This is a genomic window from Rhodococcus sp. WY5 (genome assembly GCF_018588185.1).
GTDB lineage: Bacteria > Actinomycetota > Actinomycetes > Mycobacteriales > Mycobacteriaceae > Rhodococcus_F > Rhodococcus_F qingshengii.
In genome coordinates, this window is sequence record NZ_JAAMPR010000002.1 from 96,625 (window position 1) to 121,212 (window position 24,588).

General features: G+C 64.2%; 22 protein-coding genes and 1 pseudogene. 9 read left to right on the forward strand and 14 right to left on the reverse strand.

Going from position 1 to position 24,588, the window contains the following annotated elements:
* Positions 1-192: 192 nt before the first annotated feature.
* Both G4D79_RS29475 and G4D79_RS29480 read right to left on the reverse strand, forming a co-directional pair.
* Positions 193-633, reverse strand: coding sequence for a MaoC/PaaZ C-terminal domain-containing protein (locus G4D79_RS29475; protein ID WP_243580663.1), 441 nt, complete (start codon positions 631-633; stop codon positions 193-195).
* Between the two features lie 2 nt (positions 634-635).
* Positions 636-1,124: a MaoC family dehydratase N-terminal domain-containing protein gene (locus G4D79_RS29480; RefSeq protein WP_054780818.1), complete on the reverse strand. Its 489-nt coding sequence runs from the start codon at positions 1,122-1,124 to the stop codon at positions 636-638.
* Between the two features lie 144 nt (positions 1,125-1,268).
* On the opposite strand from G4D79_RS29480, the gene G4D79_RS29485 reads away from it, so the two are divergent.
* On the forward strand, positions 1,269-2,444 hold the full coding sequence (locus G4D79_RS29485; protein WP_214514706.1) for a CaiB/BaiF CoA-transferase family protein: 1,176 nt from the start codon (positions 1,269-1,271) through the stop codon (positions 2,442-2,444).
* A 40-nt stretch (positions 2,445-2,484) separates the two neighbouring features.
* Positions 2,485-2,673, forward strand: coding sequence for an alcohol dehydrogenase catalytic domain-containing protein (locus G4D79_RS35460; RefSeq protein WP_214514707.1), 189 nt, complete (start codon positions 2,485-2,487; stop codon positions 2,671-2,673).
* A 465-nt stretch (positions 2,674-3,138) separates the two neighbouring features.
* On the opposite strand, the gene G4D79_RS29495 is transcribed toward G4D79_RS35460, so the two are convergent.
* The 3 genes from G4D79_RS29495 to G4D79_RS29505 are packed head-to-tail and all read right to left on the reverse strand — an operon-like array spanning position 3,139 to position 6,577.
* Positions 3,139-4,161 carry an NADP-dependent oxidoreductase gene (locus tag G4D79_RS29495; RefSeq protein ID WP_054780817.1) on the reverse strand — a complete coding sequence of 341 codons (1,023 nt, stop codon included), beginning with the start codon at positions 4,159-4,161 and terminating at the stop codon, positions 3,139-3,141.
* The gene (locus tag G4D79_RS29500) at positions 4,155-4,910 is read right to left on the reverse strand and encodes an SDR family NAD(P)-dependent oxidoreductase (protein WP_151097208.1); all 756 of its coding nucleotides are present in this window, start codon (positions 4,908-4,910) and stop codon (positions 4,155-4,157) included. Before G4D79_RS29500 ends, G4D79_RS29495 begins: the two co-directional genes overlap by 7 nt.
* Positions 4,907-6,577 (reverse strand): acyl-CoA synthetase, encoded by a 1,671-nt coding sequence (locus tag G4D79_RS29505; RefSeq protein WP_214514708.1) that lies wholly within the window; start codon positions 6,575-6,577, stop codon positions 4,907-4,909. Before G4D79_RS29505 ends, G4D79_RS29500 begins: the two co-directional genes overlap by 4 nt.
* A 191-nt stretch (positions 6,578-6,768) precedes the next feature.
* Between G4D79_RS29505 and G4D79_RS29510 the strand changes: the two genes are divergently transcribed.
* Complete coding sequence (locus G4D79_RS29510; protein WP_054780813.1) at positions 6,769-7,569, forward strand: enoyl-CoA hydratase/isomerase family protein; 801 nt, start codon at positions 6,769-6,771, stop codon at positions 7,567-7,569.
* A 687-nt stretch (positions 7,570-8,256) separates the two neighbouring features.
* Here G4D79_RS29510 and G4D79_RS29515 read toward each other — a convergent pair.
* Positions 8,257-9,459, reverse strand: coding sequence for an NAD(P)/FAD-dependent oxidoreductase (locus G4D79_RS29515; protein ID WP_214514709.1), 1,203 nt, complete (start codon positions 9,457-9,459; stop codon positions 8,257-8,259).
* A 4-nt stretch (positions 9,460-9,463) separates the two neighbouring features.
* The gene (locus G4D79_RS29520; RefSeq protein WP_214514710.1) at positions 9,464-10,516 is read right to left on the reverse strand and encodes an amidohydrolase family protein; all 1,053 of its coding nucleotides are present in this window, start codon (positions 10,514-10,516) and stop codon (positions 9,464-9,466) included.
* A 216-nt stretch (positions 10,517-10,732) separates the two neighbouring features.
* Between G4D79_RS29520 and G4D79_RS29525 the strand changes: the two genes are divergently transcribed.
* Positions 10,733-11,536 (forward strand): IclR family transcriptional regulator, encoded by an 804-nt coding sequence (locus G4D79_RS29525; protein WP_308252619.1) that lies wholly within the window; start codon positions 10,733-10,735, stop codon positions 11,534-11,536.
* Between the two features lie 54 nt (positions 11,537-11,590).
* On the opposite strand, the gene G4D79_RS29530 is transcribed toward G4D79_RS29525, so the two are convergent.
* Positions 11,591-12,655 (reverse strand): extradiol ring-cleavage dioxygenase, encoded by a 1,065-nt coding sequence (locus G4D79_RS29530; protein WP_054780809.1) that lies wholly within the window; start codon positions 12,653-12,655, stop codon positions 11,591-11,593.
* 171 nt (positions 12,656-12,826) lie between these two features.
* Between G4D79_RS29530 and G4D79_RS29535 the strand changes: the two are divergent.
* Positions 12,827-13,683 (forward strand): annotated as a pseudogene (locus G4D79_RS29535) (2-keto-4-pentenoate hydratase).
* Between the two features lie 428 nt (positions 13,684-14,111).
* On the opposite strand, the gene G4D79_RS29540 reads toward G4D79_RS29535, so the two are convergent.
* From G4D79_RS29540 to G4D79_RS29550, 3 genes are all read right to left on the reverse strand, one after another.
* Positions 14,112-15,032 (reverse strand): alpha/beta fold hydrolase, encoded by a 921-nt coding sequence (locus tag G4D79_RS29540; protein ID WP_243580661.1) that lies wholly within the window; start codon positions 15,030-15,032, stop codon positions 14,112-14,114.
* Positions 15,016-15,987, reverse strand: a complete 972-nt coding sequence (locus G4D79_RS29545; protein ID WP_054780849.1) for an alpha/beta fold hydrolase — start codon at positions 15,985-15,987, stop codon at positions 15,016-15,018. Before G4D79_RS29545 ends, G4D79_RS29540 begins: the two co-directional genes overlap by 17 nt.
* 65 nt (positions 15,988-16,052) lie before the next feature.
* Positions 16,053-17,252 carry an FAD-dependent oxidoreductase gene (locus G4D79_RS29550; RefSeq protein WP_214514711.1) on the reverse strand — a complete coding sequence of 400 codons (1,200 nt, stop codon included), beginning with the start codon at positions 17,250-17,252 and terminating at the stop codon, positions 16,053-16,055.
* Between the two features lie 181 nt (positions 17,253-17,433).
* On the opposite strand from G4D79_RS29550, the gene G4D79_RS29555 reads away from it, so the two are divergent.
* The gene (locus G4D79_RS29555; protein WP_214514712.1) at positions 17,434-19,092 is read left to right on the forward strand and encodes an FAD-dependent monooxygenase; all 1,659 of its coding nucleotides are present in this window, start codon (positions 17,434-17,436) and stop codon (positions 19,090-19,092) included.
* Between the two features lie 44 nt (positions 19,093-19,136).
* Here G4D79_RS29555 and G4D79_RS29560 read toward each other — a convergent pair whose 3' ends face one another.
* Together G4D79_RS29560 and G4D79_RS29565 are read right to left on the reverse strand one after the other, a co-directional pair.
* Positions 19,137-19,460 carry a non-heme iron oxygenase ferredoxin subunit gene (locus tag G4D79_RS29560; protein WP_054780805.1) on the reverse strand — a complete coding sequence of 108 codons (324 nt, stop codon included), beginning with the start codon at positions 19,458-19,460 and terminating at the stop codon, positions 19,137-19,139.
* 88 nt (positions 19,461-19,548) lie between these two features.
* Positions 19,549-20,433 (reverse strand): alpha/beta fold hydrolase, encoded by an 885-nt coding sequence (locus tag G4D79_RS29565; RefSeq protein ID WP_214514713.1) that lies wholly within the window; start codon positions 20,431-20,433, stop codon positions 19,549-19,551.
* Positions 20,434-20,581: 148 nt separating this feature from the next.
* Between G4D79_RS29565 and G4D79_RS29570 the strand changes: the two genes are divergently transcribed.
* Genes G4D79_RS29570 through G4D79_RS29580 form a run of 3 tightly spaced genes read left to right on the forward strand, consistent with a single transcriptional unit; the run spans position 20,582 to position 23,443 of the window.
* Entirely contained in the window at positions 20,582-21,994 is a 1,413-nt protein-coding gene (locus G4D79_RS29570) for an FAD-dependent oxidoreductase (RefSeq protein ID WP_214514714.1), read from the forward strand.
* A 49-nt stretch (positions 21,995-22,043) separates the two neighbouring features.
* Entirely contained in the window at positions 22,044-22,547 is a 504-nt protein-coding gene (locus G4D79_RS29575; RefSeq protein WP_151097221.1) for a nuclear transport factor 2 family protein, read from the forward strand.
* Positions 22,544-23,443, forward strand: coding sequence for an SDR family NAD(P)-dependent oxidoreductase (locus G4D79_RS29580; RefSeq protein WP_214514715.1), 900 nt, complete (start codon positions 22,544-22,546; stop codon positions 23,441-23,443). The genes G4D79_RS29575 and G4D79_RS29580 overlap by 4 nt, the downstream gene beginning before the upstream one ends.
* 76 nt (positions 23,444-23,519) lie before the next feature.
* On the opposite strand, the gene G4D79_RS29585 is transcribed toward G4D79_RS29580, so the two are convergent.
* Positions 23,520-24,542 (reverse strand): NADP-dependent oxidoreductase, encoded by a 1,023-nt coding sequence (locus G4D79_RS29585; protein ID WP_308252620.1) that lies wholly within the window; start codon positions 24,540-24,542, stop codon positions 23,520-23,522.
* Positions 24,543-24,588: the final 46 nt, after the last annotated feature.

Genomic DNA, 24,588 nt, shown 5'->3' on the forward strand with positions numbered 1-24,588 from the left:
ATCCGCACCTCTTCCTGGTCGAATCCTGCGGTGTGGCAGGGACTCGACGCCAGCACCTGTCACACCGTTCCGCACTCAGCGAGCACAAATCAACGTGGATCGTCCGAGTGCCGCTACCTTCCGATAGAACAAATCAGGTCCAGGGTCTGACAACCTTCAGGCGGTTCCACGGAGCGGAATAGACCGCGTGAGTCAGTCCCCGGACATACCTTGACAACCCACGATGCCCGACCCGACGAACACCACAGCACCATCCTGGCGCGCCGTCGCGACCTTCACCATGGCGCGCTGCTCACCGTCCTCCTCCAACAGTTCGGTAACCGTTGCCGTGACCGTCAACGAGTCACCCGGCCACACCTGCGTCACGAAGCGGCCACCGAAAGCCCGCAAGTTCTGCGGGCCGAAAACATCGGTCAGGATGCGTCCCGTCATGCCCATCGTCAACATGCCGTGTGCGAACACACCTGGGAAGCCAGCGATCTCGGCAGCATAGGTCGCATCGGTGTGCAGGGCGTTGAAGTCGCCGGAGGCACCGGCGTATTGGACGATCTGCGTTCGGGTGAGGTTCTCCACCAGAACCTGCTTGTGAGTGTCTCCCACTGCAACGGTCATGGAGGTCTGCTGCTCGATCACGGTCAGTTCTCCTTGGGCTGGTGCTGTGTAGAGACACCGACGACGCGAGCCGTCACGACGAGTTCGGCCGCCGCATCGTGGTAGTCAGTGATGATCTCGAAGAAGCGCAGCTCGCCGCCGCGCCGGCCTAGCTTGGTCCAGGTGTCGCCATCGCGGACGGTCGCCGTCAGAACGTCGCCCACGAGCAGGGGTCGGTGGTAGACGAAGTGCTGCTCACCATGCAGCATCCCGCCAGCGGTGTCCTCGTCGTCGGGGCCGTAGCCGGTCGCCTCACGCCCCGATCCGAACCAGGGCCTGTCCGGGTGCGGGCGCAGCGGATAGTCAGGGTCGAAGTGCGCGCTCGCCTGAACATATGTCGGCGGCGCCGGGATCGCGTCCAGGCCCGCAGATATCGCGACTTTCGGGTCCGTGAAGACCGGGTTGACGTCGCCGAGCGAGCGCGCGAACTGCAGGACCTGTCCTGCCTCGACAGGGAATCGGCCGATGGCCATGGGTGCCTCCTCGTGGAATTCACATGGACTGTGGCACGGAACGACTACGCAATGCCCCAAGTTTTCCACGGGTTGGAAAGTTGCCGCACCCGGCGTCGACCACGCCACTAGCGTGCCATCAACCCAACAGGAGAGGTATACAACATGTCAGGACCCATGCAGGGAACACGCGTCGTAGAGCTGGGGATCTGGGTAGCAGCGCCCTCGGGTGGGGCAATCCTCGCCGACTGGGGTGCTGACGTCATCAAGCTCGAGCCGCCGACCGGTGACCCGCTGCGACAAATCCGCCACGTCCTCGGGCCGGATATCGTGGACTGTCCGTTCTTCGACGCCGACAACCGCTCCAAGCGCAGCGTGGCCCTCGACCTGCGAAGCTCCGAGGAACTGGCCTCGGCGCTCGAGTTGATCGACAGCGCCGACGTCTTCCTGACCAACATCCGGCCCGCTGCCCTCGAACGCCTCGGCCTAGACAGCCGCACGCTGCTCGAGCGCAAGCCGGATCTGGTCTATGCGATCGTCACTGGCTACGGCCTTGAGGGCCCTGATGCGGCCGCCGGTGCCTACGACATGGGGGCCTACTGGGCCCGCGGTGGAGTCGCCGACTCGTTGACACAGCCCGGCGGCGAGACCCCGATCCAGCGCAGCGGCATGGGTGACCACGTCACGGGCATCACAGTGGCCGGCATGATCAGTGCGGCACTGCTTCACCGCGAACGGACGGGTGAGGGCCAGCTCGTCTCGACGTCGCTGTTGCGGGTCGCAGCTTGGCAGATCAGCAGCGACATCAACATGCGTCTGATGCTCGACCGCGAGCCGACCCGCAACCAGCGCACGACCGAGGCCAACCCGGTTTGGAATAACTACAGCGCCGGCGACGGCAAGAAGTTCTGGTTGATGGGTGTCGAGGCCGACCGGCACTGGCCGAAGCTACTGCGCCTGGTTGGCCGTCCCGAGTGGGCCACCGAGCCGCGCTACGCGACTCCTGCCCTCCGGGGCGAGAACGCCGTCGAGATCATCGCCCTCCTCGACGAGATCTTCGTGACCCGCACTCGGGCTGAATGGGGTGCGTTGTTCGACACTGAACGTGACTTCTTCTGGTCACCTGTCAACACCGTGGATGAGGTCATCTCCGATCCGCAGACCCACGCCAGCGGCTCGATCATTGACGTACCCAAGGGTGACACGACTGTCGCAATGGTGGCCAGTCCGGCCGACTTCCATGGCACTCCTGCGGCCCCGAGCAGATTTGCTCCCTTGCTGGGAGAGCACACCGACGAGCTGCTGACCGAGCTGGCATCTCGCCGCGCAACGACACGATGATCCGCTCCCCGGGTCGTCGTGCTGGCCGAGCACAGTGTGGGTGCCGCGTGTCGTCGACCATCCGGTTCTTATCCCTGGTAGCGGGCAAATCCGCATAGCGATGCTGGCCTGCGGCATCTGCGGCTCCGACGACCACATCATCGACGGCTCGACCGTCCCACCGATTCTCCCCGTCGCCCTCTGTCATGAGGCCTCCGATGTCGTAGACCAGCGCGTTTCGAGGTCATAGGGCTGCAGGTAGGTGATCGCGTGAGGATCAACCCCATGATCAACTGTGTCTTGCCGGCCGTGCGCGACGTGACGCGCCAACCTCCGCCGCGCGTTCACAGTGATGGTGGGTTACCGGTATCGACGGGGCCAACCCTCTCTTCCCGTCCGGCAACGTCATCGCCCTGCCCGACTCGGTCGGGTTCGCCCTCCGTGCGATCGTCGCGGCACCCCTACATGCGATCTCCCGGGCTGGGATCCGTCCCGGTGACACCGCCGCGTCGTCCGAGCTCGTCGGCTCACTGGGTGTAGTAGAGAAGGCCACACGCTTGTGGCCTTCGGGGGCCGTTGCGTCGCAGTCGGTGTGGGGGCGGAGCGGCTAGGCCTCACAGTCCTGCAGGAGACACTGGCTTGCCCGCTGCGGGATCGCTCTGCCGCCACGATCCTCGTCGTCATCACCAACCAGCCGAAGAAGCTCAAGCCGCAATCAACGGGTCAGGCGCACCATCGTCTTACCAGCATTCTCCCCGGCGAGGAGCCCCAGGAGCGCACGTGGCGCGGAGTCGAGCCCGTCGTATGGGTTCTCCAACGGCAGCAGCCGACCGTCCGCGAGCCAGCCATTCATCACCTGGCTTGCGAACGGCCACCGGTCCATCCAGTCGAGGACGATAAAGCCCTCCATGCGGATACGGCGAGAGATCAACGCTCCAGGAACGACCTCGGCGAGTCGACTCTCCGGGTCGTACGTGTAGTGAGTCACCGAGCCGCAACATACGACCCTCCCGTTCTGGTTCATTCGTCGCAGCACCGTCTCAAGGATGCGTCCACCGACGTTGTCGAAGTAGACGTCGATCCCTTTTGGACACGCTGCTTTCAAGTCGGCCCGGAAAGTCTCGCTGCGATGGTTCACGGTCGCGTCGAAACCGAGGTAGGACTCGAGCATCAGGTTCTTCTCGTCCGAACCGGCGATACCGACAACGCGAGCACCTCGGATGCGCGCGATCTGGCCCGCGAGATGCCCCGTCGCCCCGGCTGCAGCCGAGACGACGACGGTCTCGCCCGGTGCGACCGCACCGACCTCGGTGATGCCGAAGTACGCCGCCATACCACTGACGCCGTGCACGCTGATCTGGTGCGTCAGCTCACCGTCGACTGCAAGTGGGGTTGCGTCAGCTGCCGGGACGGCCGCGTACTCCTGCCATCCCGCGTCGCAGAACACGATCGTGCCTTCGGGCAGGCTGGTGCCGTTGGCGTCGACTACCTCGCACAACCCATAGCCCGCCATGACTTCGCCGGCCACGAGGCGCGGCCGATACGTCTCTACGTCCATCCACGTGCGGTTGGCGGCATCGACTGAGATGATCAGCGTGCGTACGACGATCTCTCCGGGGCGGGGGACCGGTACAGCGCCGCAGGCGCTGGTGAAATGGCCCTCCTCCAGCGTCCCGTCGGGCAGGGTCGCCAAGATGATCTGGTGATTGGACACCGCGATGTGCTTTGTCGTCACCATGGCCGACCTCCGTTCACGAATACGACCTCACCGGTCGTATAGGACGCTGCCGAGGACGCGAGATAGACAGCCGCGCCGGCCATCTCCTTGGGACGTCCCAGCCTCCCCATCGGCACAAGCGACAGTAGGTCGACGTGTGCCTGGTGGGCTGGCTCACCGTCAGGACTGACGGTGCCCGGGCACAGCGCGTTGACCCGGACGTCGGGCGCCAGCTCGCCCGCGAGCTGGCGCGTCAGCATCCACAGCGCTGCCTTGCTGACCCCATAGGCGCCGATGCCAGGAGACGGCAAGAATCCTGAACCCGAAACCACGTTGATCACCGAGGATCCCGACCGGCCCGCCATGAGCGGCACGAGCTCCCTGCACAGCCGGAACGGCGCGATGACGTTAGCCGCCAGCACGTCGTCCCAGACTGTGTCTTCGAGGTCGAGCACCGGACCCAAGACCCCGCCCGACGAGTAGGCATTGTTGACCAGCACGTCGATACCTGACCATGTCGCACGGGCGCGCTCGGCGATCAGTGTCGGCGTATCGCCGGCCGTGACGTCGGCGACGACGGTGACAACCTGTCGCCCGGTCCCAGCACGCAGTTTGTCCGCGAATTCCGTCAGTGCGCCATGGCGACGCGCGACCAGCAGGAGATCTGCCCCTGCTTCGGCGAAGGCTTGAGCGATTGCGGCGCCGATACCTTGGCTCGCGCCCGTCACCACGGCCACCTTGCCGTCGAGTCGAAACATCCGGTCCGTCACTGCCGCACACCCGCAGTCTGCTGGCGTAGCTCGTTGCGTTTGATCTTGCCCGAATCCGTGCGCGGCAGCTCTTCGACGTAGTCGATGATCTTGGGGTACGCGTGGCGTCCGAGGTTGTCGCGCACGTTCACGGTGACCTCGTTGGCGACCTGCTGCCGGTCGACAGTCCCGTTGAGCACGATGACCGCTCGCACGACCGAGCCACGCGCCGGATCGGGTGCCGCCACAACGGCGACCTCTGCAACCCCGGGGTGCGCCAGGATAAGACTCTCGACCTCACTGGGGCCAACGTTGTAGCCGGAGGTCACTATGAGGTCGTCATCTCGTCCGACGAAACAGTAGCGACCGTCGTCATCTCGGCGCACGACATCGCCGGTCAGGAAGAGGTCGCCGCGCCAACGCGCCTTCCAGAGGTCGTCGCGGTTCAAGTAGCCGGTCGCGCCCTGGTACTCGGGGTTACGCAGCGCCAGGACGCCCTGACTCTCCTGTTCAACGCCCTCGCTATCCACGAGTGCGATGTCGAAGCCGGGGACGACGGTCAACGCGCCTGGCATGTCCGGCTTCTTCGGATCGGCGAGGTTGGCCAGCACCATGGCGGACTCACTCTGGCCGTAGCCGTCCTGGATCATGCTGCCGGTCAGCTCCATCCAGGCCTGGGCGAGCGGCGCGTCGAGCGGCTCACCCGCACTGGTCGCGCCGCGAATGCTGCTTGAAATACCCCGGCGTTGGGCGAGCGGGACGAGGCGACGCAGCGCGCTTGGCGCGGCCGCGATATAGGTGACCTGCTCCTCGTCGAAGATGCGCAGCCAGGCGGCCGGGTCGAAGTCGCCGCTGTAGACCACGCGTGGGATGCCGAGCGACATCGGTCCGGCACCGGTCGTGTAGAGGCCGTAGGACCATCCGGGTGCCGCCCCGGTGAAGAACATGTCGTCGGGTGTGAAAGCCCATGTGTGCCGGATAAATGGCTGGATAGTGAGGATCATCGAGTGCGGCTGGATGCAGCCCTTTGCCGCGCCGGTCGTGCCGCTCGTATAGATCAGGGTTGCCGGGTCGGAGGGCGCCGTCTCGACCATGCCGAAATCAGGAGCGTGGCCGTCGATCTCCGCCCACAAGCTCCGGTCGCCCTTGACCAGGCCCCGGCCTGCTTGGCCGGCCACGGTATAGATCTGGGGGTCGACCGTCAGCAGAGGCAGCGCGTCCGCGAGCTGATGCCGGTAGCGGTAATCGACCACGACTGCTGCCGGCTGGGCACCATTGAGCCGCTGGACGAGGGCATCGGTGCCGAACCCGACGAACAGTGGCACGTAGACCATGCCCGAACGCCAGGCAGCGAGAGCCCCAATGAAAGCCTCTACTTGCTGGTTGACCAGGGATGCGACCCGGTCACCGCGCACGAGTCCCGCGGCCTTCCATGCCGAGGCCAGTCGGCTCGACGTCCGGGCCAGCTCGGCGTAGGTCCAGCGGTCACTGCTGCCGTCGGGGTGTCGGACGATCATTGCGAGGCGAGCTCGGTCGCGGGCCCATCGGTCCGCACACTCGTGCGCCGTATTGAGTCCGCGCTCGATGGGCCAGTCGAGTCGCGCCTCGGCGGCTCTCCAAATCTCGGAGCTTGAGAATCCACGCTCGGCGTGGAGTTCGGCGTGCAGGTCGTCGCGCACTGCAGACATAGATTTTCACCTCAAGGTCGAACGGCAGGAAGCTCACCGAACCACCCCACATCACGCCGCGCACCACCGTGTTCCACGCCTCGGAACCGTAAGCGGCTGGGCACGCAATCCCCGGCTTAGACTGATGACGCCCTGACCAGCATCGCGGTTGACGCACCCAGCAGTGTGCAGTAGGGAGAGGAGACGGTGAGATGTCCGGACAGATAAGGTTCGAACACACAGGACGCGTCGCGTGGATCACGATCAGCCGGCCCGAAGCCAAGGGCGCGCTGACTTTCGACATGGTCTCCGCGTTGCATGGCATCGTCGCCGACCTACGCATCCGGGCGGAGGTCGAGGTCGTGGTGATCCGCGGCGAGGGTACCGACTTCTGCGCCGGATCGGACATGGGCGACATCACAAGTATCCTCGGGGCGACTGCCGAAGAACGCCGGTCTGCTTTCGACGCGAGCATCTCCGGGACGATCCAGCCGCTGCTGCGTGACCTGCTCGCGCTGCCGCAGCCCATCGTTGCCAGCACGCGCGGCCATGCGATCGGCATTGGCGTCATGTTCATGCTTGCCGCAGACCTCGTGATCGCGTCCGATACGACGACAATCTCCCTCCCACAGCCCCGCCTTGGGCACTCGCTCGACCACGGTGAGAGCTGGCTCCTCCCTCGCCGCATCGGACCGTCACGCGCGCTGCAGATCTGTCTGCTCGGCGACGTCGTCGGGGCCGAGGATCTTGAGCGGTTCGGAATGTTTAACTGGCTCACCGATGATGCCGACCTAGAGAACCGGACCAGGGAGGTCGTCGACGGTCTCCTCTCCGTCGCCCCGAACTCGCTATGGCGCACCAAGGCTTTGCTGCGCAACTCGGTTGACGCCTCGTTCGAGGAGCAACTCCTGATCGAGCGCGAACACGCCGCCGCAGGAGCCGCGACCGAGGATTTTGTCGAGGCGATCAAGGCTCAAGTGCACCGTCGCGCTCCGGTATATACCAACAGCTGATACCGCGTGTTTTGTCGTATCTCCTTGGGGCAATTGGCAACATCGGTCCCGATCTGCTGCGTGAGCTCGAGGTCACCGTTTTCATAGTCCATCACCTCGTCCCAGTGGGACTGCCGAAAGAGATAGCGCAGAAAGGTGGGCGGCTGCCGCCAGCCCGCCAACGTCTCCAGCCGCGGGCTTTGCCACGATGACGCGTGCTGCTTGAGCACGGCAGCGACCGGATCGGGCGAGGTCGCCGCGAGGTTCTGACCGAACGACGCACCGGACGACTATGGCCTCAAGCACGAGGAAACCCCTTGCTGCTCGGCACGGATCTCGACGTAGTAGGCCAATCGGGATTGAGGTCAATATCGGGGACTATGTCGGCATAGAAACGGACCTCCTTTCGCAGCGCCATCCACACGTGCTCACCACGCCTCGCCGATCCCGGCATTGACATGGACACTGCCCGGACCAAGTTCGCTGCCAGCGCCAGCCCAGTCGGGCCGAGGATGCGGCGTCGAAGAATCATGATCCCTGCCACCTCTACGGCATCGATTCCGGGAAAAACTCGGCGAGCACCGACTTAACCCACGCGGTGTCAGATCGTCAGAGTAGGAGCAATACATCATGGAGGTTGGTCCCGCCCGATGATAGGCACGGCCCGGTGACTGTTGCCCGGGTATTCCGGTTCCACGGAATGCCCCATTAGACCCGCATGTTCCGCTTCGACAACAACGGCTCGCTCTGCAACTCGCGCTCGGCCAGCATGGCTCGCCGCATCAAGTCACGGTCTCCGGTGATTCGGCGGTAATGCTCCAGGTCGGCCTCGAGCCCAACCGGGTCATGGCTGTCGAAAATCAACTGTTTGCGCTCCGAGGAGACTGGCGACGATATCTCGGTGAAGACCCGCCGTCGGACATCCGAGTAGTGATCAAGCATGTCCTCTGGGACGTCTCCGTGGATCACTGCGGCCAGCGTCTCCACGAGTAGGGCGGAGTCGAAGAATCCTCCGACGACGCCATAGCCGCTCGACGGGTTGGTGACGTGGGCAGAGTCGCCGACCAGTAGCGCGCGGCCGACGCGGAACCTGTCGGCGACACGCTCGTGCATCCGAAAAGCCGCCCATGCCGTGACCTGTGGGTCGACGTCGTCGGGCAGCGAGGCACGGAGGACGGCGGGCATTCGATCTACGATCGAGTGATCCGGCAGTGTCAGGCTCTCGGCGTACGTGTAGCGCCACGGCACGGGCTCGCCGAACTGCGCAACCAGCGCCCCGAGCATTGGGTCCGCCCGGGCGACGGAGGGCCCATAGCCAAGCGTCGCCAGGTCGAGGTCCAGGTCCGTGGCGACGAAGCGCTCGGGCCACGTCATACCGGGGAAGGCCAGCCCGAGCTGACGCCGGATGATGCTGTGGGCGCCGTCGGCCGCCACAACCCATGCAGAGCGGTAGTCACGCTCACCCGCCGGACCAACTGCCGACACGGTGCAGCCGTGCCCATCCTGCTCGAACGAGCGGGCCGACGTATCCCACTCGATCCGGACGTTGGACATCGCACTGAGCCGGGCCAGCGCGATCTCGCTGAGCGCGTCCTGCCCGAGGTGAAGCGTGAAGGGGTGCTCAACGGAGTCGTCCAGCACGCTCAGATCAAACACGAGTTCCTCGCCGGTCCGTGGGACCGCCAGCGTCCAGCTCCGTTGAACCAGCCCAGCTGACGTCGCGGCGGCTAACAGACCGAGCCTCTCGAGTTCCGCCATGATCGACCAGTGGAACAACATTGTCCGCGGCGCGCGGACGACGGTGGTCGCGGCCTCGAGTACCGTGACACCGACGCCAGCCTGCGCGAGGCCCAGTGCCGTGAGGAGTCCAACGGGTCCCCCACCGACGACAGTGACGTCGTGCGTCGTCATGGTGCTATGTCTCCGCGCCCGAGGTAAGACTGCTGCCTCGGACAAGATCTAGAGCATTGGTCCCCAACACCCCGAGGGCTTGCTCCGCCGTCAGGATTCCGACGTCGACCGCATCGCGGACCTGCGCCTGCTGACCTTCTAGTTGGCCGGCGATGAACGGGTGATCAGTGCCGATCATGACGTGCTCGGCGCCGAAACGCCGGACTAACAGCCGCAGGTGCTCGGCATCGAAAACGAGGGTGTCAACCCACAGTCTGCGGGCAAGGTCGTCATGGTCGGTCTCGGTGTCGCCGCCGACGACGGCACCGAGGCGCAAGCGCGGCAACGACCAGGGAAAGGTTCCGCAGCCGTGCGACATCACGACCCGCAGTTCGGGCAGGTCGCGTAGGACTCCCCCGAACACCAAGGCTCCCGCGGCGAGCGCCGTGTCGGTCAACATACCGAGACCGAAGTCGTACGGCTGACCAGTACGACGCAGCGCTCCATCGCCGCCTCCCAATGGGTGCACGTAGACGACAGCCCCCAGCGCGGCAGCCGCCTCGAAGAGCGGGCGTACAGCCCGGTCGTCGAGCTCGCGGCCTGCCAGTCGGCAGCCTATCTCGACACCCCGTAACCCGAGCGACCTCACGGCGCGCTCGAGCTCGACGACGGCAGCGTCAATGTCCTGGACCGGCAGCGTGCCGAGACCCAACAATCGACCGTCAGCGGCGGCTACGTCCTCTGCGATGCCGTCGTTCATGGCACGGGCGAACTCAATGGCCTCTTGCGGAGGCGCCCAATCGGTCAGCGTGATCGGGACTGGCGACACAAGCTGCACATCGATACCTGCTGCGTCGAGCTCAACGACCCGGTGGGTTACGTCCCAGAGGGCAGAGCGAACCCTCCGGAACTCGCGGTCACCGAGCATGATTCGGCCCGAGCGGTCGTCGTCGTGGACAAGGCGGGGCCACCGTTTGTCGCCCGTACGCGCCGCGAGATCGTCGAGCCCCCGTGGGAAGTGATGTGCGTGGACGTCAACCGTCGTTCCGCGGTGGGTACCTGAGGCAGCGGTGCACATCCGAATGACTCCTAAGAGAGGACGTAAAAGACAACCAGAGAGTCGTCGCACCGCATGTTAAACACGGACCTACACTGAAAAACAGTCTCTGTTCCACCCGGCGGAATATCTCCGTGGTCGCGCGAAGCCGCGTAAAGTGCACAGAGTCTACGTGGGTAAGCTGGGGTGAACCACGTCACGTTGCGAGTGCCGTACAACCCCTCGGAGTTGCACACTGTGAATGACCCTCTCGCCCATGGGTCTCGGACCCCCGAGCCGCCATCGATTCTGTCCAAGGCGTTCGACCTCCTCCGGGCCTTCAACAGTAACGAGCGTGTCATGACCCTCAGCGAGCTGTCTCGCGCGTCGGGCCTGCCCAAGTCCACGGTGCATCGGCTGATCGCCCGGCTGATCGACCTCGACGCCATCGAGCAGCACCGCTCCGGCTATAAGCTGGGGCTGGGCCTAATGGAACTTGCGGTCAACACACCGGCTGGCAGCATGCGTGACGTGGCGATGCCCTACATCGCCGCGCTTCACCGGTGGTCGGGCCAGACTGTCCACCTCGCGGTGCTGCGACGGTACGACGTCGTCTACCTGGAAAAGCTCGCTAATCCCGCCGCCCCACCCGGTCTGTCCGGTGTAGGCGTACGCCTCCCGGCCAACTGCACAGCCATCGGTAAAGCATTGCTGTCCTGTGAGAACCTTGAGGACCTTGAAGCGTTCCTCCCCTCGCCCATGCCGGGGCTAACACCGCACTCGATCACGAACGTCGAGGAATTCATGATCGAGCTGCGCAAGGTCCGCAACAGCGGCATCGCTTACGAGCACAACGAGGCGCAGCTCGGCCAGGCTTGCGTCGCAGCCCCGATCGTGGTCCACGGCTTCGCAGTCGGCGCGATATCTATCTCCCACCAGGTTGACACCGATGCCGGTCAGAAGATCGTGAACGCCTTGCGCGACACCGCGGCGCAGATCTCCAAGGAGGCCCGCGAGGGCCTGGCCCAAGGGCGGGCGCACTGGTTCCCACGCGAGCTCTGACGCACGGCGGCGCCGGACCCCGGACAGGATGACGGCGCCGACGGACGTTCCGCCTCAGCGATAGATCGCGAAGGCCTTGTTGGAGTTGAAGACCTCGGTCTCAACGAACTCGCTCCACTCAAGCTTCATATCGAGCTCCGACATCGCACCCAATAGACAAAACCAGTTGAGCATCTCATGCTGGCCGGCCTCGACGACCTCACGCGTCGTGACACTCTTCCATGCCTCGTAGTCGCAGGCGACCATCGCGTCGTACAATGCGCGGTCGGCCACGGTGTCCGGACGCAGGTGCCAGTCCTTGTCGTTCAGGAAAGCGTGTGACCAGCTCGCCGAAGCGATCAAAGCAACACGCTTATCGCTGGCGCGCGCGGTGCGGCCGATCGCCTGACCGAACTGGAAACAGCGCAACGGTGACGGTCCCGGTGGATCTAGGTTCTCCCCGGCCTGGATGTCAGCGAAGCGGGCAATGCCACCCTTGCGCGCTATGACGTGCTCGCCGTAGCAGTTGACCGCCAAGGGAATCACCGGATACGGGAACTCTTTACCGACGTTGTCGTAATCGAGAAAGATCTGAGTGTTGCCGAACGCGTGCGGAAAGTGTATCCCCTCGCGCTGCTCGTACGAGTACGCGATATCGATGCCGTCGTTGAGCACGGAAGCCGCGATCTGCTTGGCAAACTTGGGGTCGCCCTTCATCGTGAACCGTTCCTCGTCCGGCAGACCCCAGACGTTGGGGACGTTAAGCATCTTCAACACTGCAAAGGGCTCGACCGAGGTGTCCTCATACGCCAGGACGCAGAAAGACGGGATGACTTCCTCCCGAAAGTTCTCGTACTGGTCGTCGCCCCACACCAGTACGACGTCGGGTTCGAAGTCGTCGAGCGCGGCGCGGACCGTGTCGAGTCCCTCACGCAGCTGCGCCCGGTGACTGGCCGCGGCAGTGGTCCCCTGGTCGTCGCCCCATTCCTTCTGCGCCAATGCCGACCAGTTGGCTGGGTCCTTGCGGTCCTCTGGGATATCTGGATCCTTCAGAACGCTCTTCATCAGGTTTGCCATGTGCGTGTCCGCACCGGCCAGCATCGGATAGTGGGTCATACCGAGACCTATCACTTCTGCCATGTGTGTGCTCCTTCTAATCGCTGACACCGGCGCGGTCGAGATTCGTCGATGAGCGCCGATGATCCGGGCGCACTCGTATTAGAGACCTGTGGCACGCATCGCGCCACGAGGAGTTCTGGTGCTCGGAACCCTGCGTTGGCAACGGGATCCAGCGATCGAAGGATGATCTGCATGGCATTCTCCCGTTCGGCATCTAATGAAGCCGGTGACGATCAGCGTCGTGACGATGCAAAGAACGCCGCCGTTGCACGACTCCAGCAAGTAGAAGCGACCGGCATCCCCTGTGCGTCGCTCCGCGACCTCATCGGGTCCGAAGACATCCCCCTGGCCTACCTAGTGCAGGAACAGATCGTGAGCGCCCGCGTCACCGACAACAACGAGCGGGTAGAGCGCAAGATCGGGCTGACGTCACCGGCCGTGCAAGCACAGCTCAAGGTCGACCAGCCCGACTTCGGTACGTTGCTGCACGACATGCTGGTCACACAGGCCGAGCCCGTTGCACACGATCGACTGCTCCAGCCCCGGATCGAGGCCGAAATCGCCTTCGTGCTCGGGGCCGACATCGACGACCTCGCCCCCTCCCTCGGGACCATCGCCGCTTCGATCCAATTCGCTCGTCCGGCGTTCGAGATCGTCGACAGCCGCATCGCAGGGTGGGACATCACGATTGCCGACACCGTCGCCGACAACGCTTCCAGCGGGCTTTTCGTACTCGGCAATGCCGAGGTATCTCTGTCCGACTTCGACCCTGTCGCGGTCGAGATGACAATGACCCAGGACGGCGAGACTGTGTCGTCCGGCAACGGTACAGACTGCCTCGGTAATCCTCTCATCGCCCTGCAGTGGCTCGCACACGAATGGCGGCGAGCGTCGGCGACCCGCTGCGTGCAGGCGAGATCATCCTCAGCGGCGCCCTCGGCCCGATGGTCCCTGCACGGGTCGGCTCGACCTATCACGCGACACTCACCGGCCTCGGTGAAGTCCGCGCATTCTTCGGCCCCGCCAGCACATCAGGAGCATCAACATGAGTTCTTCGAAGGTGGCCGTCATCGAATCGGGAAATATGGGCACCTACACTGTTGATCAAGGTCCAATGTCTCCAATGTCTCTGTCGACCCTTCGAGGTTGGTGCCATGGTCGGTATCAACCCAGCGCGACGGCGTCGCGCGCGCTGCTGGCTCGGGGTGCCGATCACCTCGGACGGCATCGAGGGCTTGCTCGCGATGGATGGCTTCGAGGACATCGCCGTCGTGTTTGATGCCACCTCGACGGGGCCCACATCAAGAATGACGCACGACTCACGACTTATCAGTGCGCGAGTGGTCGTCCTAACGCCCGCAACGAAGGCCTGGGTCCGGTGCAATACCGGACCCAGGTCCTTGAAGATTAGGCGTCTACTTGGGCAGTCCAACTTCCGGGGATCAGTTCAGATCGCCCCCGTTCGTCGTATAGGACGTCAGTTGTTGGTGACGAAATCCGTGATGATGCGGTTGAATTCGTCGGCATGCTCAATCTGCAACCAGTGGCCGCAACGGTTGATGATGTGCGCGCGCGAGGTCGGAACCGCCGCCAAAAAGCGCAGGGAGTGTTCGAAGCTCACGACCCGGTCGTCACGGCCGTGTAGAGCGAGCGTCGGCACCGTCAGTTTTTCCAATTCCGGCAGCAGTCCGAAGTACGGATTAGGTGGCTGTGGGCTGTCCCATAGCGTGTTCCAGCTGTCGAGGTGCTCGGTGTGAGCCAGAGCCGCAGCCGAGCGCAGACCCGCGAGTTCGTCGGTGGCCATGGACTGGTCAAAGCACATGATCTGTACGAGCCTTTTCATATTCTCCGGGGTGGGCTCGCGGTATGCATGGAATAGAACCTTCAAGCCCTCGGAAAAGCCGCCGCCGGGACTGAAGAGGTCGAGGCCAGGGGCGGGCGCGCCCATCGATACCAGGTGACTGACCCGCTCGGGGAAGCGCACCGCAGTAGCGACGGACGTCATTCCGCCCATCGAGTTGCCGACTAGTGCAGCCTGCTCGATCCCGAGCTCGTCCATTAACGCGATCACATCAGCGGGGTGGTCGCGGCCGATCGTGTCGTTCTGGGTCTCGCTCTCGCCCCACCCCGGCATGTCGACCGCGTGGACGTGAAACCGCCGCGAGAGCGGCTCGATGTTAGGGCGAAAGTTACTCCATCCGGTCGCGCCTGGCCCGCTGCCGTGCAGCAAGATCACGGGATGACCGGCACCGGCCTCGTAATAGTGGATCTTGTAGCGACTGGTCTGGATAGTTCGGCTTGCGCTCTCTGCGGTGACTGAGACCTTCTCTGTGGCAATACTCATAATGCCGTTCCCTTTGGTCGAAGACTGGAACTGGTTGTCAGACTTGAGCAACAAGCGCCGGAAGCTCAGGGCGTAGTTTGGATACCCCTGCCGCGTCCGCGCTCTGCCGGGAGACCTGGCCATCCCGGAAGAAGTCGAGGAACACGTTGTTGAAGATTTCCGGCGAGTCGGTCTGCCCTTGGTGACCTGTCTCCTCGGGATAGAAGAACTGAACGTTCGGCAGCACCTTCTCCTGCTCGTAACCCCACTCGACCGGCGTCAGCACGTCCTCGGTGCCGTAGAGGTAGATCCCTGGAATCGTGAGCTTGTCGAGTCGGCCCTTGGTCGACAGGCGCGCCTCGATGTTGGGGTTTTCCCACGGGATTATACGACCATACTGGAGGAGGCCGGGCCAGAACTGCGCGTGCGCCTTCTTGCCTCGCTCGGCGGCTGCGTAGCGCATCTCGATAAGGTCGTCGTTGATCGCCTCGCCGCGGTAGATGATGGCACTCATCATCGAGCGCATACCCTCACGGGTGCCGTCGTACTGCGTCAGTTCGATCTTGGCCGGTGGCTTGAGTCCGGCCGGCACCACGTCGCCGATGTCGCCGGCGATCAATGCGAAGCTCAGCACCCTCTCTGGATGAGCCACAACGTAATTGGCCGTGTTCATGCACCCCATCGAGTTGCCCGCAAGGTGGAACTCATCGAGGCACAGAGCTGTCGTGAACTCGTGAATGAAATCGACATAGCTGTGGACGCCTTCGGGCCAGAACTCCTCGCGGTCGTCCGACAGCCCGAATGCGGGCATGTCCGGGCAGTAGACCCGAAAACCGTTAGCACCCAGGAATGGTGCCATGAAGCGCCACCCTGCGGTACCCGACGAACCCGGTAGGCCACCATGCAGCAGGACAACGGCAGGGCCCGTGGTGCCGGACGTCATGTAGTGGGCCTTCGCACCACTGGCGAGTCGAATCCAGCGACTCATCATTCCCGGAACTTCGATGAGTCCCTCTTCAGTCAACGCCATGTTCACTCCTTGATCGATGTGTACCGCACGCGGACGCGTCCGGATCAGTCGTATGTCTGGTCGGGTCAGACCGGTGGAATATTCGCCAGGCCCAGATCGAGGTCGGCTACCGCGACGCGTTTGGTCACTGCCTTGCGGCACTTCATGAGCATCCGCGGGTCGTCCACGACCAAAGCTCCGGTCACGACACCGGCCTCGTCCGCATATACTGCGACGAGCCCGGACTCGACCGTGCCGTGTGAGATGGCCACGGTCCCGTCACCCGGGCGGCCGACGATCTGGATCCGGTGGCCGTACTGGTCGGACCAGACGTACGGCACCTGCGCTTGCGGGACAGACGTACCCATCACGTCGGCTGCGATGATCCCGGCATGCTCATTGGCATTGGTCCAGTGTTCAATCCGCAGATCCGAGCCGTAGAAGCCGTGCGTCCAGCGGGCGACGTCACCGGCCGCGAAGATCCGATCGGCACCAAGGACGTGCAACGACGCGTCGCACTCCAGGCCGTTGGTGATCGGCAGGCCGGACGACACCAACCACTCGGTGGCAGGAGTCGCCCCGATACCCACGACCACCAGATCGGCGGGCAGAACCCGACCGTCCTCGAGAGCCACACCCGAGACATGACCCTCGCCGACGAAGTGGGAGAACTGCGCACCCGTATGGACGGTGACACCGTTGACCTCGTGCAAGCGTGCGAGCTCGGCACCTACTTCAGCTCCGAGGACATGGGTTAGTGGGACCTGCTGAGTCTCAATAATCGTCACGCGAGTGCTGTATGCCCTTGCGGCCGAAGCGAACTCGGCACCGATGAATCCCGCACCGATGACGACGACGTCCTGTGCGCTCGTTAGGCCTGCCCGCAGTGCGACGGCGTCCTCAGCGTTACGCAACGTGTGGATCCCGGTGAGTGCATCCGCTCCTGGCAGTGTTCGCGGGGTGACGCCGGTTGCGATCACCAGGTCATCGAAGGGGAATGTCGTGCCGTTATCAGTAGTGACGACGCGTGCATCGGCGTCGAGCGCGACAGCGCGAGTTCCGAGATGCATCTGGATGTCGAGTGCCTCCAACTCGGCCTCCGACAACAGCGGAACGGGCTGGTCGGTGCCGTCGGGGAGCAGCATCTCCTTAGACAGCGGAGGTTTGTCGTAGGGCTGGTGAACCTCTTCGCCCACGACTGTGATGGCGTCTTTGTAACCCTGCATGCGGAGGGCCTGCGCCGTGCGGATTCCCGCCACGGACGCGCCGATTATCAAGATGGACACGGCGCCAGTGTCATCGGGGTCATGGGGTCGGGCAATGAGGCATACCGCTGGCTGGAACCGGGGCGGGCACGTTTCGCCCGTTGGAACATCGTCTGGGTCTCTGAGCGCACGCCACCCCAAACTGTGCGGGCGCATCATCGGTGCGCGATCGAAGTCACCGCCAACCATGGAGCACACCATCGTGAACGAGTTCGATGTCGTCGTCGTCGGAGCAGGACCAGTCGGGTTCACCTTGGCCATCGACCTGGGCAGGCGCGGTGTCCGAACGCTGCTGGTCGAGAAGGATCCGACAACCAAGGAGTGGCCCAAGATGGACCGCTCCAACGCGCGCACGATGGAGTTCTACCGACGTCTCGGTATCGCCGACAAGGTCCGCGCGGCAGGCTACCCTGCCGACGGCTCGATGGATGTCTTCATCGTGACTCGGTTGTCGGACCCGCCCCTGGTCAAGCTCAAGTACCCGAGCGTCGCCGAGCACCGCGCGACGATCGCGGCGACGACCGACGCCTCCGAACCGCTCGAGCCGTACCAACTCGTCGCCCAAAACGACCTCGAACCTGTGCTCAAGCAGGTCGCCGAGTCCACCCCGAACGTCACGGTGCGCTTCGGCTGCAACCTCGTGGACTTCGCACAGGACAACGACGGTGTGACCGTGACCCTCGAAGACCCCGCGGGGACAAGAAAGACGGTTCGTGCGGGGTATCTCGCCGGCTGCGACGGCGGCACCAGCACAGTCCGCAAGAAGCTCGGAATCAAACTTGAGGGGCAGGGAAGCATCCGCCAGCTGCGTCAGGTTACGTTCCACTCCGACGAGCTCTACGACAAGATCCCGATCGGCAAGGGACGCCACTACTACGTCGCCGACGCCGAGGGCAGCGCCTTCGTCGTACAGGGCAGCCGCAAGGACTTCACCCTCAACATCGGGATCGACGAGGACGCAGACCTCACGCAGGCCGTGCGCGACCGTGTGGGCTTCGACTTCGACTTCACGGTTCGTAACTCGACGAGCTGGAAGCTGCACCTCCTGCTGGCCGAGCGATACCGCGACGGACGCGTGCTACTTGCTGGCGATGCGGTCCATCTGGTGATCCCCACCGGCGGCCTCGGCATGAACACCGGCGTCGGTGACGCGATCGACCTGGCCTGGAAGTTGGCCGGGACGGTCCAGGGTTGGGGCGGACCGGGTCTGCTCGACAGCTACGAGACCGAACGACGCAAGGTCGGCGCCCGCAACGTCAAGGCCTCAGGATGGGCCGCCCAGGGCATGGGCCTGTGGCGTGAGCTCGTGACGCCTGAGATCACCGAGGACACGCCCGCCGGCGCGGCACTGCGGGCCGAGGTCGGTGCCGCGGCGAACGTCCACCACCGTCGCGTCCACGAGATGATCGGCGTCGAATGGGGCTACAGCTATGCCGGCTCGGATTTGATCGCCCACGAGGACGGCAACATCACCGACTGGGACACCACGACCTACACTGCGCACACGCGTCCGGGGGTTCGTATCCCGCACATCTGGCTCCAGGACGGCCGTGCCATGCAGGACGCCCTGGGCCAGGATTACACGTTCATCGACCTGACCGGCTCGTCCGACACGAGAGCCGTCGAAGCGGAGTTCGCTAGGCTGGGTGCACCTCTGGAGATCCTGCGGATCGACGACGCGAACGTCCGTGCGGCCTACGAGTGCCCGCTTTTGCTGGTGCGGCCCGACCTGCACGTGTTCTGGCGCGGTGAGATCCTGCCCGATGACGTCGACCGCTGGGCCGAGCAGGCGGTTGGCCACCTCACGCAGGCCGAGCGCGATGCCAAGGCGCGAGAGGATGTCGCCTCCAGCGGCAGCTAAGCCGGGCAACACCCGCGGGTGTTGCCCGGCGTGGGCCTGCCACGTCAGGAGACGACGAAAACTTGACTCCCGTCGATCTCGACCAGATAGGTCGCAAGCGCTATGGTCGCCGGCAGACATAACGGCTTGCCGCTGGCCAGTTCGAAACGCGCCATATGCAGCGGGCAGACGAGCTCACTGCCCTCAATCTCGCCCTCACTGCCGAGTGACCACTTCTCGTGGGTGCAACTGTCCGCCGTTGCGAAGAACGTCCCGTCCTCGGCCCGATGCAGGGCGATCTCGCCACCATCGAGGGTCATGGACTCGCCCGGCATGAGATCATCTACGGCGCAGGCTAACTGGCGCTTCATTGTCTGCGTGTCTTCCATCGGGTGTCGACCTCCTCGTCATCGGCCGGAAATTCTCTCGGCAGACGCTCAGTCTGGTTCGGTACCCGGAAACCCGACAGGGATCGTTTCACTCGGCGGAAACGTCACGAGTAAGCAGCACCCTCAGCCCGGTGACCAGCGCGATCGGCTGATCGAGCATGACGTGGTGCTCCGCAGCGGGGATATCGATGACCCGGGCCCTGCCCCCCAGCCGCTCAGCGATCATTTCGCCCATCGCGGCATCCACCAGCCCCCGCTCCGGCCGGAGCAGCGCGACACGGCATTGAAGCCGAGACAGCTCACTGGGACGCAGCGGCTCGTGGGCGAAGATTGCGGGATCGAACTTCCACGCCCAGCCACCGTCGACCTGTCGGACGGAGTGCTCGGCGATATGGTCGAAAATGTACGGCTCGGTGTCCTGTTCAGGGATAACCCGGAACCTCGCCACGACCTCCTCACGCGTCGCGAAGACTTTCTGTGGCCCGAACGCGACCTTGTCTCGTGCCGCAGCCTCCTCCGGTGTGGCCTCGTGGATCGGTGTGTCGATGATGATCGCGCCCGCGAGGTCGGTGCCATGCCACGTCGCGGCGGCGAGGGTCACCATGCCACCCATGCTGTGCCCGATCACGACGGGCGGTGCATCGAAGGAGTCTCGGGTGACGGCCATCACCTCGCCCGCCCATGCCTCAAGCGAGTATGTTTCCCTGCGATCACTGTCGCCATGACCGCTCAGGTCCAGCGCGACGACGCGGTGTGTGGTCGCGAGCATCGGCGCGATGTGGTCCCACCAGCGGGCGTGCGCCGCGCCGCCGTGCACCAGCACCACGCCTGGCGCCCCGCGCTCGCCCCAGGATCGACAGGTCACCGTGATGCCGCCGACGTCGAGCGCGTGGACGACGGCGCGCTGCGCCAGAACCCGCTGAAACCATGCTGGAATGACTGCCACCGGAGCAACCGGGCTGGGAGAGAACATAAGCAAGGACTAACAGGTCGGCCGCCCTGTGATGCAGCTCGGTTTCGCCCTCCGGAACATTCGGTGTCGAAAATCCTTGACTGCGAGCAGCATCGGCGGCAGTGACGCACGCCATTCCATCAGATCCGTCCCGATCAGGAGTGAACCGATGAGCAACCACGAGTCGCAGCCCGCCACATTCGACGTCATCGTCGTCGGAGCCGGCCTGGCGGGGAACACAGCGGCACTGTCCGCCGCCGAGGGCGGCGCCACGGTTCTGCTACTAGAGAAAGGCGTGCAGTACGGTGGCTCGTCGGTGAAGGCTGGCGGCGGGATGCTGTTCGCCGGCACCGGCCTCCAGGCAGCCGCCGGCGTCGAGGATGACAACGAGCAGTTGCGCTCGTCGATCCTTACCGCCGGGCGGGGTAAGAACGATCCGGCGCCCGTCCAGGTTTACCTCGATCACCAGCTCGACACCTTCGAGTTCATGCGTGGCCACGGCGTCGACTTCACTTTGACGATAACCGGCACCGACGCGGTCTCACGCATGCATGCGGCCCCTCAGGGCCACGCGACCAAGGTCATGCACGAGAAGTTCATGGCGCTCGACCACACCTACTACTGGTCTTCCAGCTCTGCTCGACGGCTCGTCCAGGACGCGGAAGGACGCATAACCGGCGTCGTCCTCGACCGTGCCGAGCAGGAGGTTGTGGTGCACGCCTCCGCTGTGATCCTGACGAGCGGCGGGTTCGCCCGCAGCCGCGAACTGCTCGAGACCTTCGCCCCTCAGTGGGCCGAAGCGACGAAGATGGGCGGGGTAGACAATACGGGTGACGGGCTGCGCATGGCATGGGCCGTCGGCGCCGACCTCGCTGACATGGGGTACGTCGAAGCTTCCTTCGGCGCGTCGATCAAGAACTACCCAGACCTGTCGGAGGACCCCCACAACGAGCCTCGCCTGCTGTACCCCAACTCCCAGGGCGCCATCATCGTCAATCGCGACGGCAAGCGTTTCGTCGACGAGAACCTCAATTACAAGATCATCAGTTCGATCTGCGTGCAGCAGCCCGAGGGAATCGGCTTCCAAGTGTTTGACGACTCGATGATGAACCGCTCCCAGGTCGCACCGACGCCAGCGGACTTCAAGTCCGCTCTGGCCGACGGATATGTCATCGCCGCCGACACAGTCGAGGAACTCGCCGAGAAGCTGCAGATCGAGCCGTCCAAGTTGCGCGCCACGATCGATGCCTACAACGGCTTCGTCGACGAGGGCGTCGATCCCGAGTTCGGCCGATTGCTGAGCGACTACGGCAGCGCTCAAGGCGGCCACCTCGACACAGCGCCCTACTACGCGTTCCCCTGCCGCTCGGGTCTGACCACGACCTATTGCGGAGTCCGGGTCGACGAGCAACTGAACGTCGTCGACGTGTTCGGCGAGCCGATCCCGGGGCTCTTCGCTGCCGGCGAGGTAGTCGGCGGCTTCCACGGCGCTACCTATCTCAGCGGCACCGGGCTCGGCAAGGCCGGTGTCTTCGGCCGAGCCGCGGGCTTGTACAGCGTCGCCCAACTCCCCCGCTCCTAACGCCTGATGCCATACCACCGCCGACCACGATGTAAGGACGATAGAGACCATGACCGAGCTCAAACCAGACTTTCACGAGGTCCTCGCCAGAACCGAAGGCCCCAAGGCAACCCTCGACGTGTTCCGCCGCTGGAACGAAGCCATCGACGCGCAGGATCTTGAGGCTGTCCGTAGCTGCATGACCGACGACATCCTGGTTGAGATCCCGTTCAGCGAGTCAGGGCAGGTCGAGAAGGGCAAGTTCCGCTCTTACTCCGGCATCGACGCGGCGACCGAATTCTGGGCCGTCGCGTTCAACGCCGAGGGCGAGAGCGCCGGGCCCTGCAACTGCGAGATCACACTGTCTGCAGACGGCATGACGGTATTTCTCGAGACGTACGGCAAGCTGACGATGGCCACCGGCCGTGACTACCGCAACCGCTACATCATGAAGATGGTCACCGAGAACGGCCTGATCAAGCACGTTCGCGAGTACTACAATCCGATCCAGTCCGCGTACGCGTTCGGCCGCCCGATCGCCGGTCACATTACCGTCGAATCCCTCTCCGCATGAGCACCGCCGAGCATCGTTTCGACGGTCAGGTCGCCTTGATCACCGGGTCGGGAGCAGGACTGGGACTGGCCCACGCGCGACTGCTGGCCGAGCGGGGCGCCAAGGTCGTGATCAATGACATCAGCAGCACCGACGACGGCCGATCACTGGCCGAAATCGTCTCCGAACAGCTGCGCGACGAGGGCTTGACGGCCGTCTCGGCCCCTGGAAACGTCGGTGCCGAAGCCGAGTCGATCGGTCTCGTCCGGCAGACCGTCGACGCCTTCGGACGCATCGACATCCTGGTCAACAACGCCGGAGCCGGCGGGACCGGTACCGCCCAGGAGGTCTCGACAGAGTGCTTTGTTGAGACTCTGAACGTCCATCTGCTCGGAACATTCTGGACAATGCGGGAGGCCCTGCGGCACATGCGTGGTCAGGGATATGGCCGGATCGTAAACACGACGTCGGCTCTCGGCGTGTTCGGCGCGCCCGGATCGGCGCCCTACGTGACCGCCAAGGCCGGCGTCGTCGGGCTCACGAAGGCCGCCTCGCTGGACAACCGCGACCTCGACATCCGGATCAACGCGCTGGCGCCTGTTGCGGCGACCGGATACGCCAAGGCGTATTTCGAGAAAAAACCCGATCTCGACGTGCGGTACCTACAAGCGTCGATCGTCTCCCCAGTAATGGCCTATCTGTCCCACGCATCGTGTGAACTCACCGGCCAGACACTGGCCGCCGGCGGAGGACGCGCAGCCCTGCTGTTCAGCGCCGCGGTACCTGGACTGTCGAGTCGGACGCTCTCGATCGAGGAGGTCGTGGCCGGACTCGACCAGGTCACCGCCACCGAGGGGTTCCGCATCCTCGACAGCTCGGTTGAACAGTACGATCTGCTTCCCCGCTTCGGCGACTGAAGGCGACTCCCGTGCCGAGAATAACTTTCTCGGCACGGGAGTCATCGATGGCGGCGGAGCGGGTGAACGTCGAGACTCAGGAGTCTGGACCAACCCGCACCATCAACTTGCCGACGTTGCCTCCGCTCAGCAAGTCGACCAGCGCGGACGGGGCCGACTGCAGGCCCTCCCGGACGTCCTCGAGAACCTTCACATCGCCGGCGGAAACCCAGGCCTCGAGGTCGGAGAGTGCGGCGGGAAACGACTCCGCGAAGTCGAAGACAATGAAGCCCTGCATCGCGAGTCTCTTCGTCACGAGCACGGTGGGAACATTCGCTGGACCTGGAGATCCAGCCGGACCGTCGTACTGAGATACCGCACCACAGCACACGACTCGACCGTGCAGGTTCATATTGTGCAGGGCAGTCTCCAAGATACGACCGCCGACGCTGTCGAAGTAGACGTCTATCCCACCTCCGCACTCTTCGGCCAAGTCCTTCTCGAAGGACGCGCTTCGATGGTTCACCGTGGCATCGAATCCCAGCTCGGCTTCAAGCAAACGATTCTTTGCGTCGCTTCCTGTGATACCCACGACCCTTGCTCCCGCTCGCCGTGCGATCTGGCCCGCCACCGATCCAGTGGCTCCGGCGGCAGCGGACACGACCACTGTCTCGCCACGGCGTGGCGTGCCTAGCCCGTGCATCCCGAAGTAGGCTGTCAGTCCGGTGGCACCGAAGACGGACATGTGGTGCGTCAGTGGTCCCCGCACATCGACTCGCTGAACCGAAGCTGCCGGCAGTAGAGAGTACGTCTGCCACGCTCCCTCACAGGACACGATCGTGCCCGGTGTAATTCCCGTGCCGTTCTCCGCCACGACCTCGGCCAAGGTGTACCCACTCATCGGTTCGCCAGCCCGCAGTTCGTCCCGATAGGTCGACTGCTGCATCCACGCACGGCTCCCTGGGCTGATCGAAAGTAGAATCGTCCTGCACAGAACCTCACCCGGACCCGGCTCGCCCGGCGGAGGAAGAGTTATCTCACGGAAGTGTCCGACGTTCAGCTTCCCCCGTGGCCGGTCGGTGAGAAGAATCGCGCGGTGTGAATCAGTCATATGTCTCATCCCTAATGTGCAGCGCGGTGGGTGTCAGACCCATGGGCCCGGCCAG

Excerpts from the sequence above, each read along its gene's own strand:
- G4D79_RS29480 (WP_054780818.1), bottom strand. The coding sequence starts at position 1,124 with ATGGCCATCGGCCGATTCCCTGTCGAGGCAGGACAGGTCCTGCAGTTC.
- G4D79_RS29485 (WP_214514706.1), top strand. The coding sequence starts at position 1,269 with ATGTCAGGACCCATGCAGGGAACACGCGTCGTAGAGCTGGGGATCTGG.
- G4D79_RS29495 (WP_054780817.1), bottom strand. The coding sequence starts at position 4,161 with ATGGTGACGACAAAGCACATCGCGGTGTCCAATCACCAGATCATCTTG.
- G4D79_RS29505 (WP_214514708.1), bottom strand. The coding sequence starts at position 6,577 with ATGTCTGCAGTGCGCGACGACCTGCACGCCGAACTCCACGCCGAGCGT.
- G4D79_RS29510 (WP_054780813.1), top strand. The coding sequence starts at position 6,769 with ATGTCCGGACAGATAAGGTTCGAACACACAGGACGCGTCGCGTGGATC.
- G4D79_RS29515 (WP_214514709.1), bottom strand. The coding sequence starts at position 9,459 with ATGACGACGCACGACGTCACTGTCGTCGGTGGGGGACCCGTTGGACTC.
- G4D79_RS29520 (WP_214514710.1), bottom strand. The coding sequence starts at position 10,516 with ATGTGCACCGCTGCCTCAGGTACCCACCGCGGAACGACGGTTGACGTC.
- G4D79_RS29530 (WP_054780809.1), bottom strand. The coding sequence starts at position 12,655 with ATGGCAGAAGTGATAGGTCTCGGTATGACCCACTATCCGATGCTGGCC.
- G4D79_RS29545 (WP_054780849.1), bottom strand. The coding sequence starts at position 15,987 with ATGGCGTTGACTGAAGAGGGACTCATCGAAGTTCCGGGAATGATGAGT.
- G4D79_RS29560 (WP_054780805.1), bottom strand. The coding sequence starts at position 19,460 with ATGGAAGACACGCAGACAATGAAGCGCCAGTTAGCCTGCGCCGTAGAT.
- G4D79_RS29565 (WP_214514713.1), bottom strand. The coding sequence starts at position 20,433 with ATGTTCTCTCCCAGCCCGGTTGCTCCGGTGGCAGTCATTCCAGCATGG.
- G4D79_RS29570 (WP_214514714.1), top strand. The coding sequence starts at position 20,582 with ATGAGCAACCACGAGTCGCAGCCCGCCACATTCGACGTCATCGTCGTC.
- G4D79_RS29575 (WP_151097221.1), top strand. The coding sequence starts at position 22,044 with ATGACCGAGCTCAAACCAGACTTTCACGAGGTCCTCGCCAGAACCGAA.
- G4D79_RS29580 (WP_214514715.1), top strand. The coding sequence starts at position 22,544 with ATGAGCACCGCCGAGCATCGTTTCGACGGTCAGGTCGCCTTGATCACC.
- G4D79_RS29585 (WP_308252620.1), bottom strand. The coding sequence starts at position 24,542 with ATGAGACATATGACTGATTCACACCGCGCGATTCTTCTCACCGACCGG.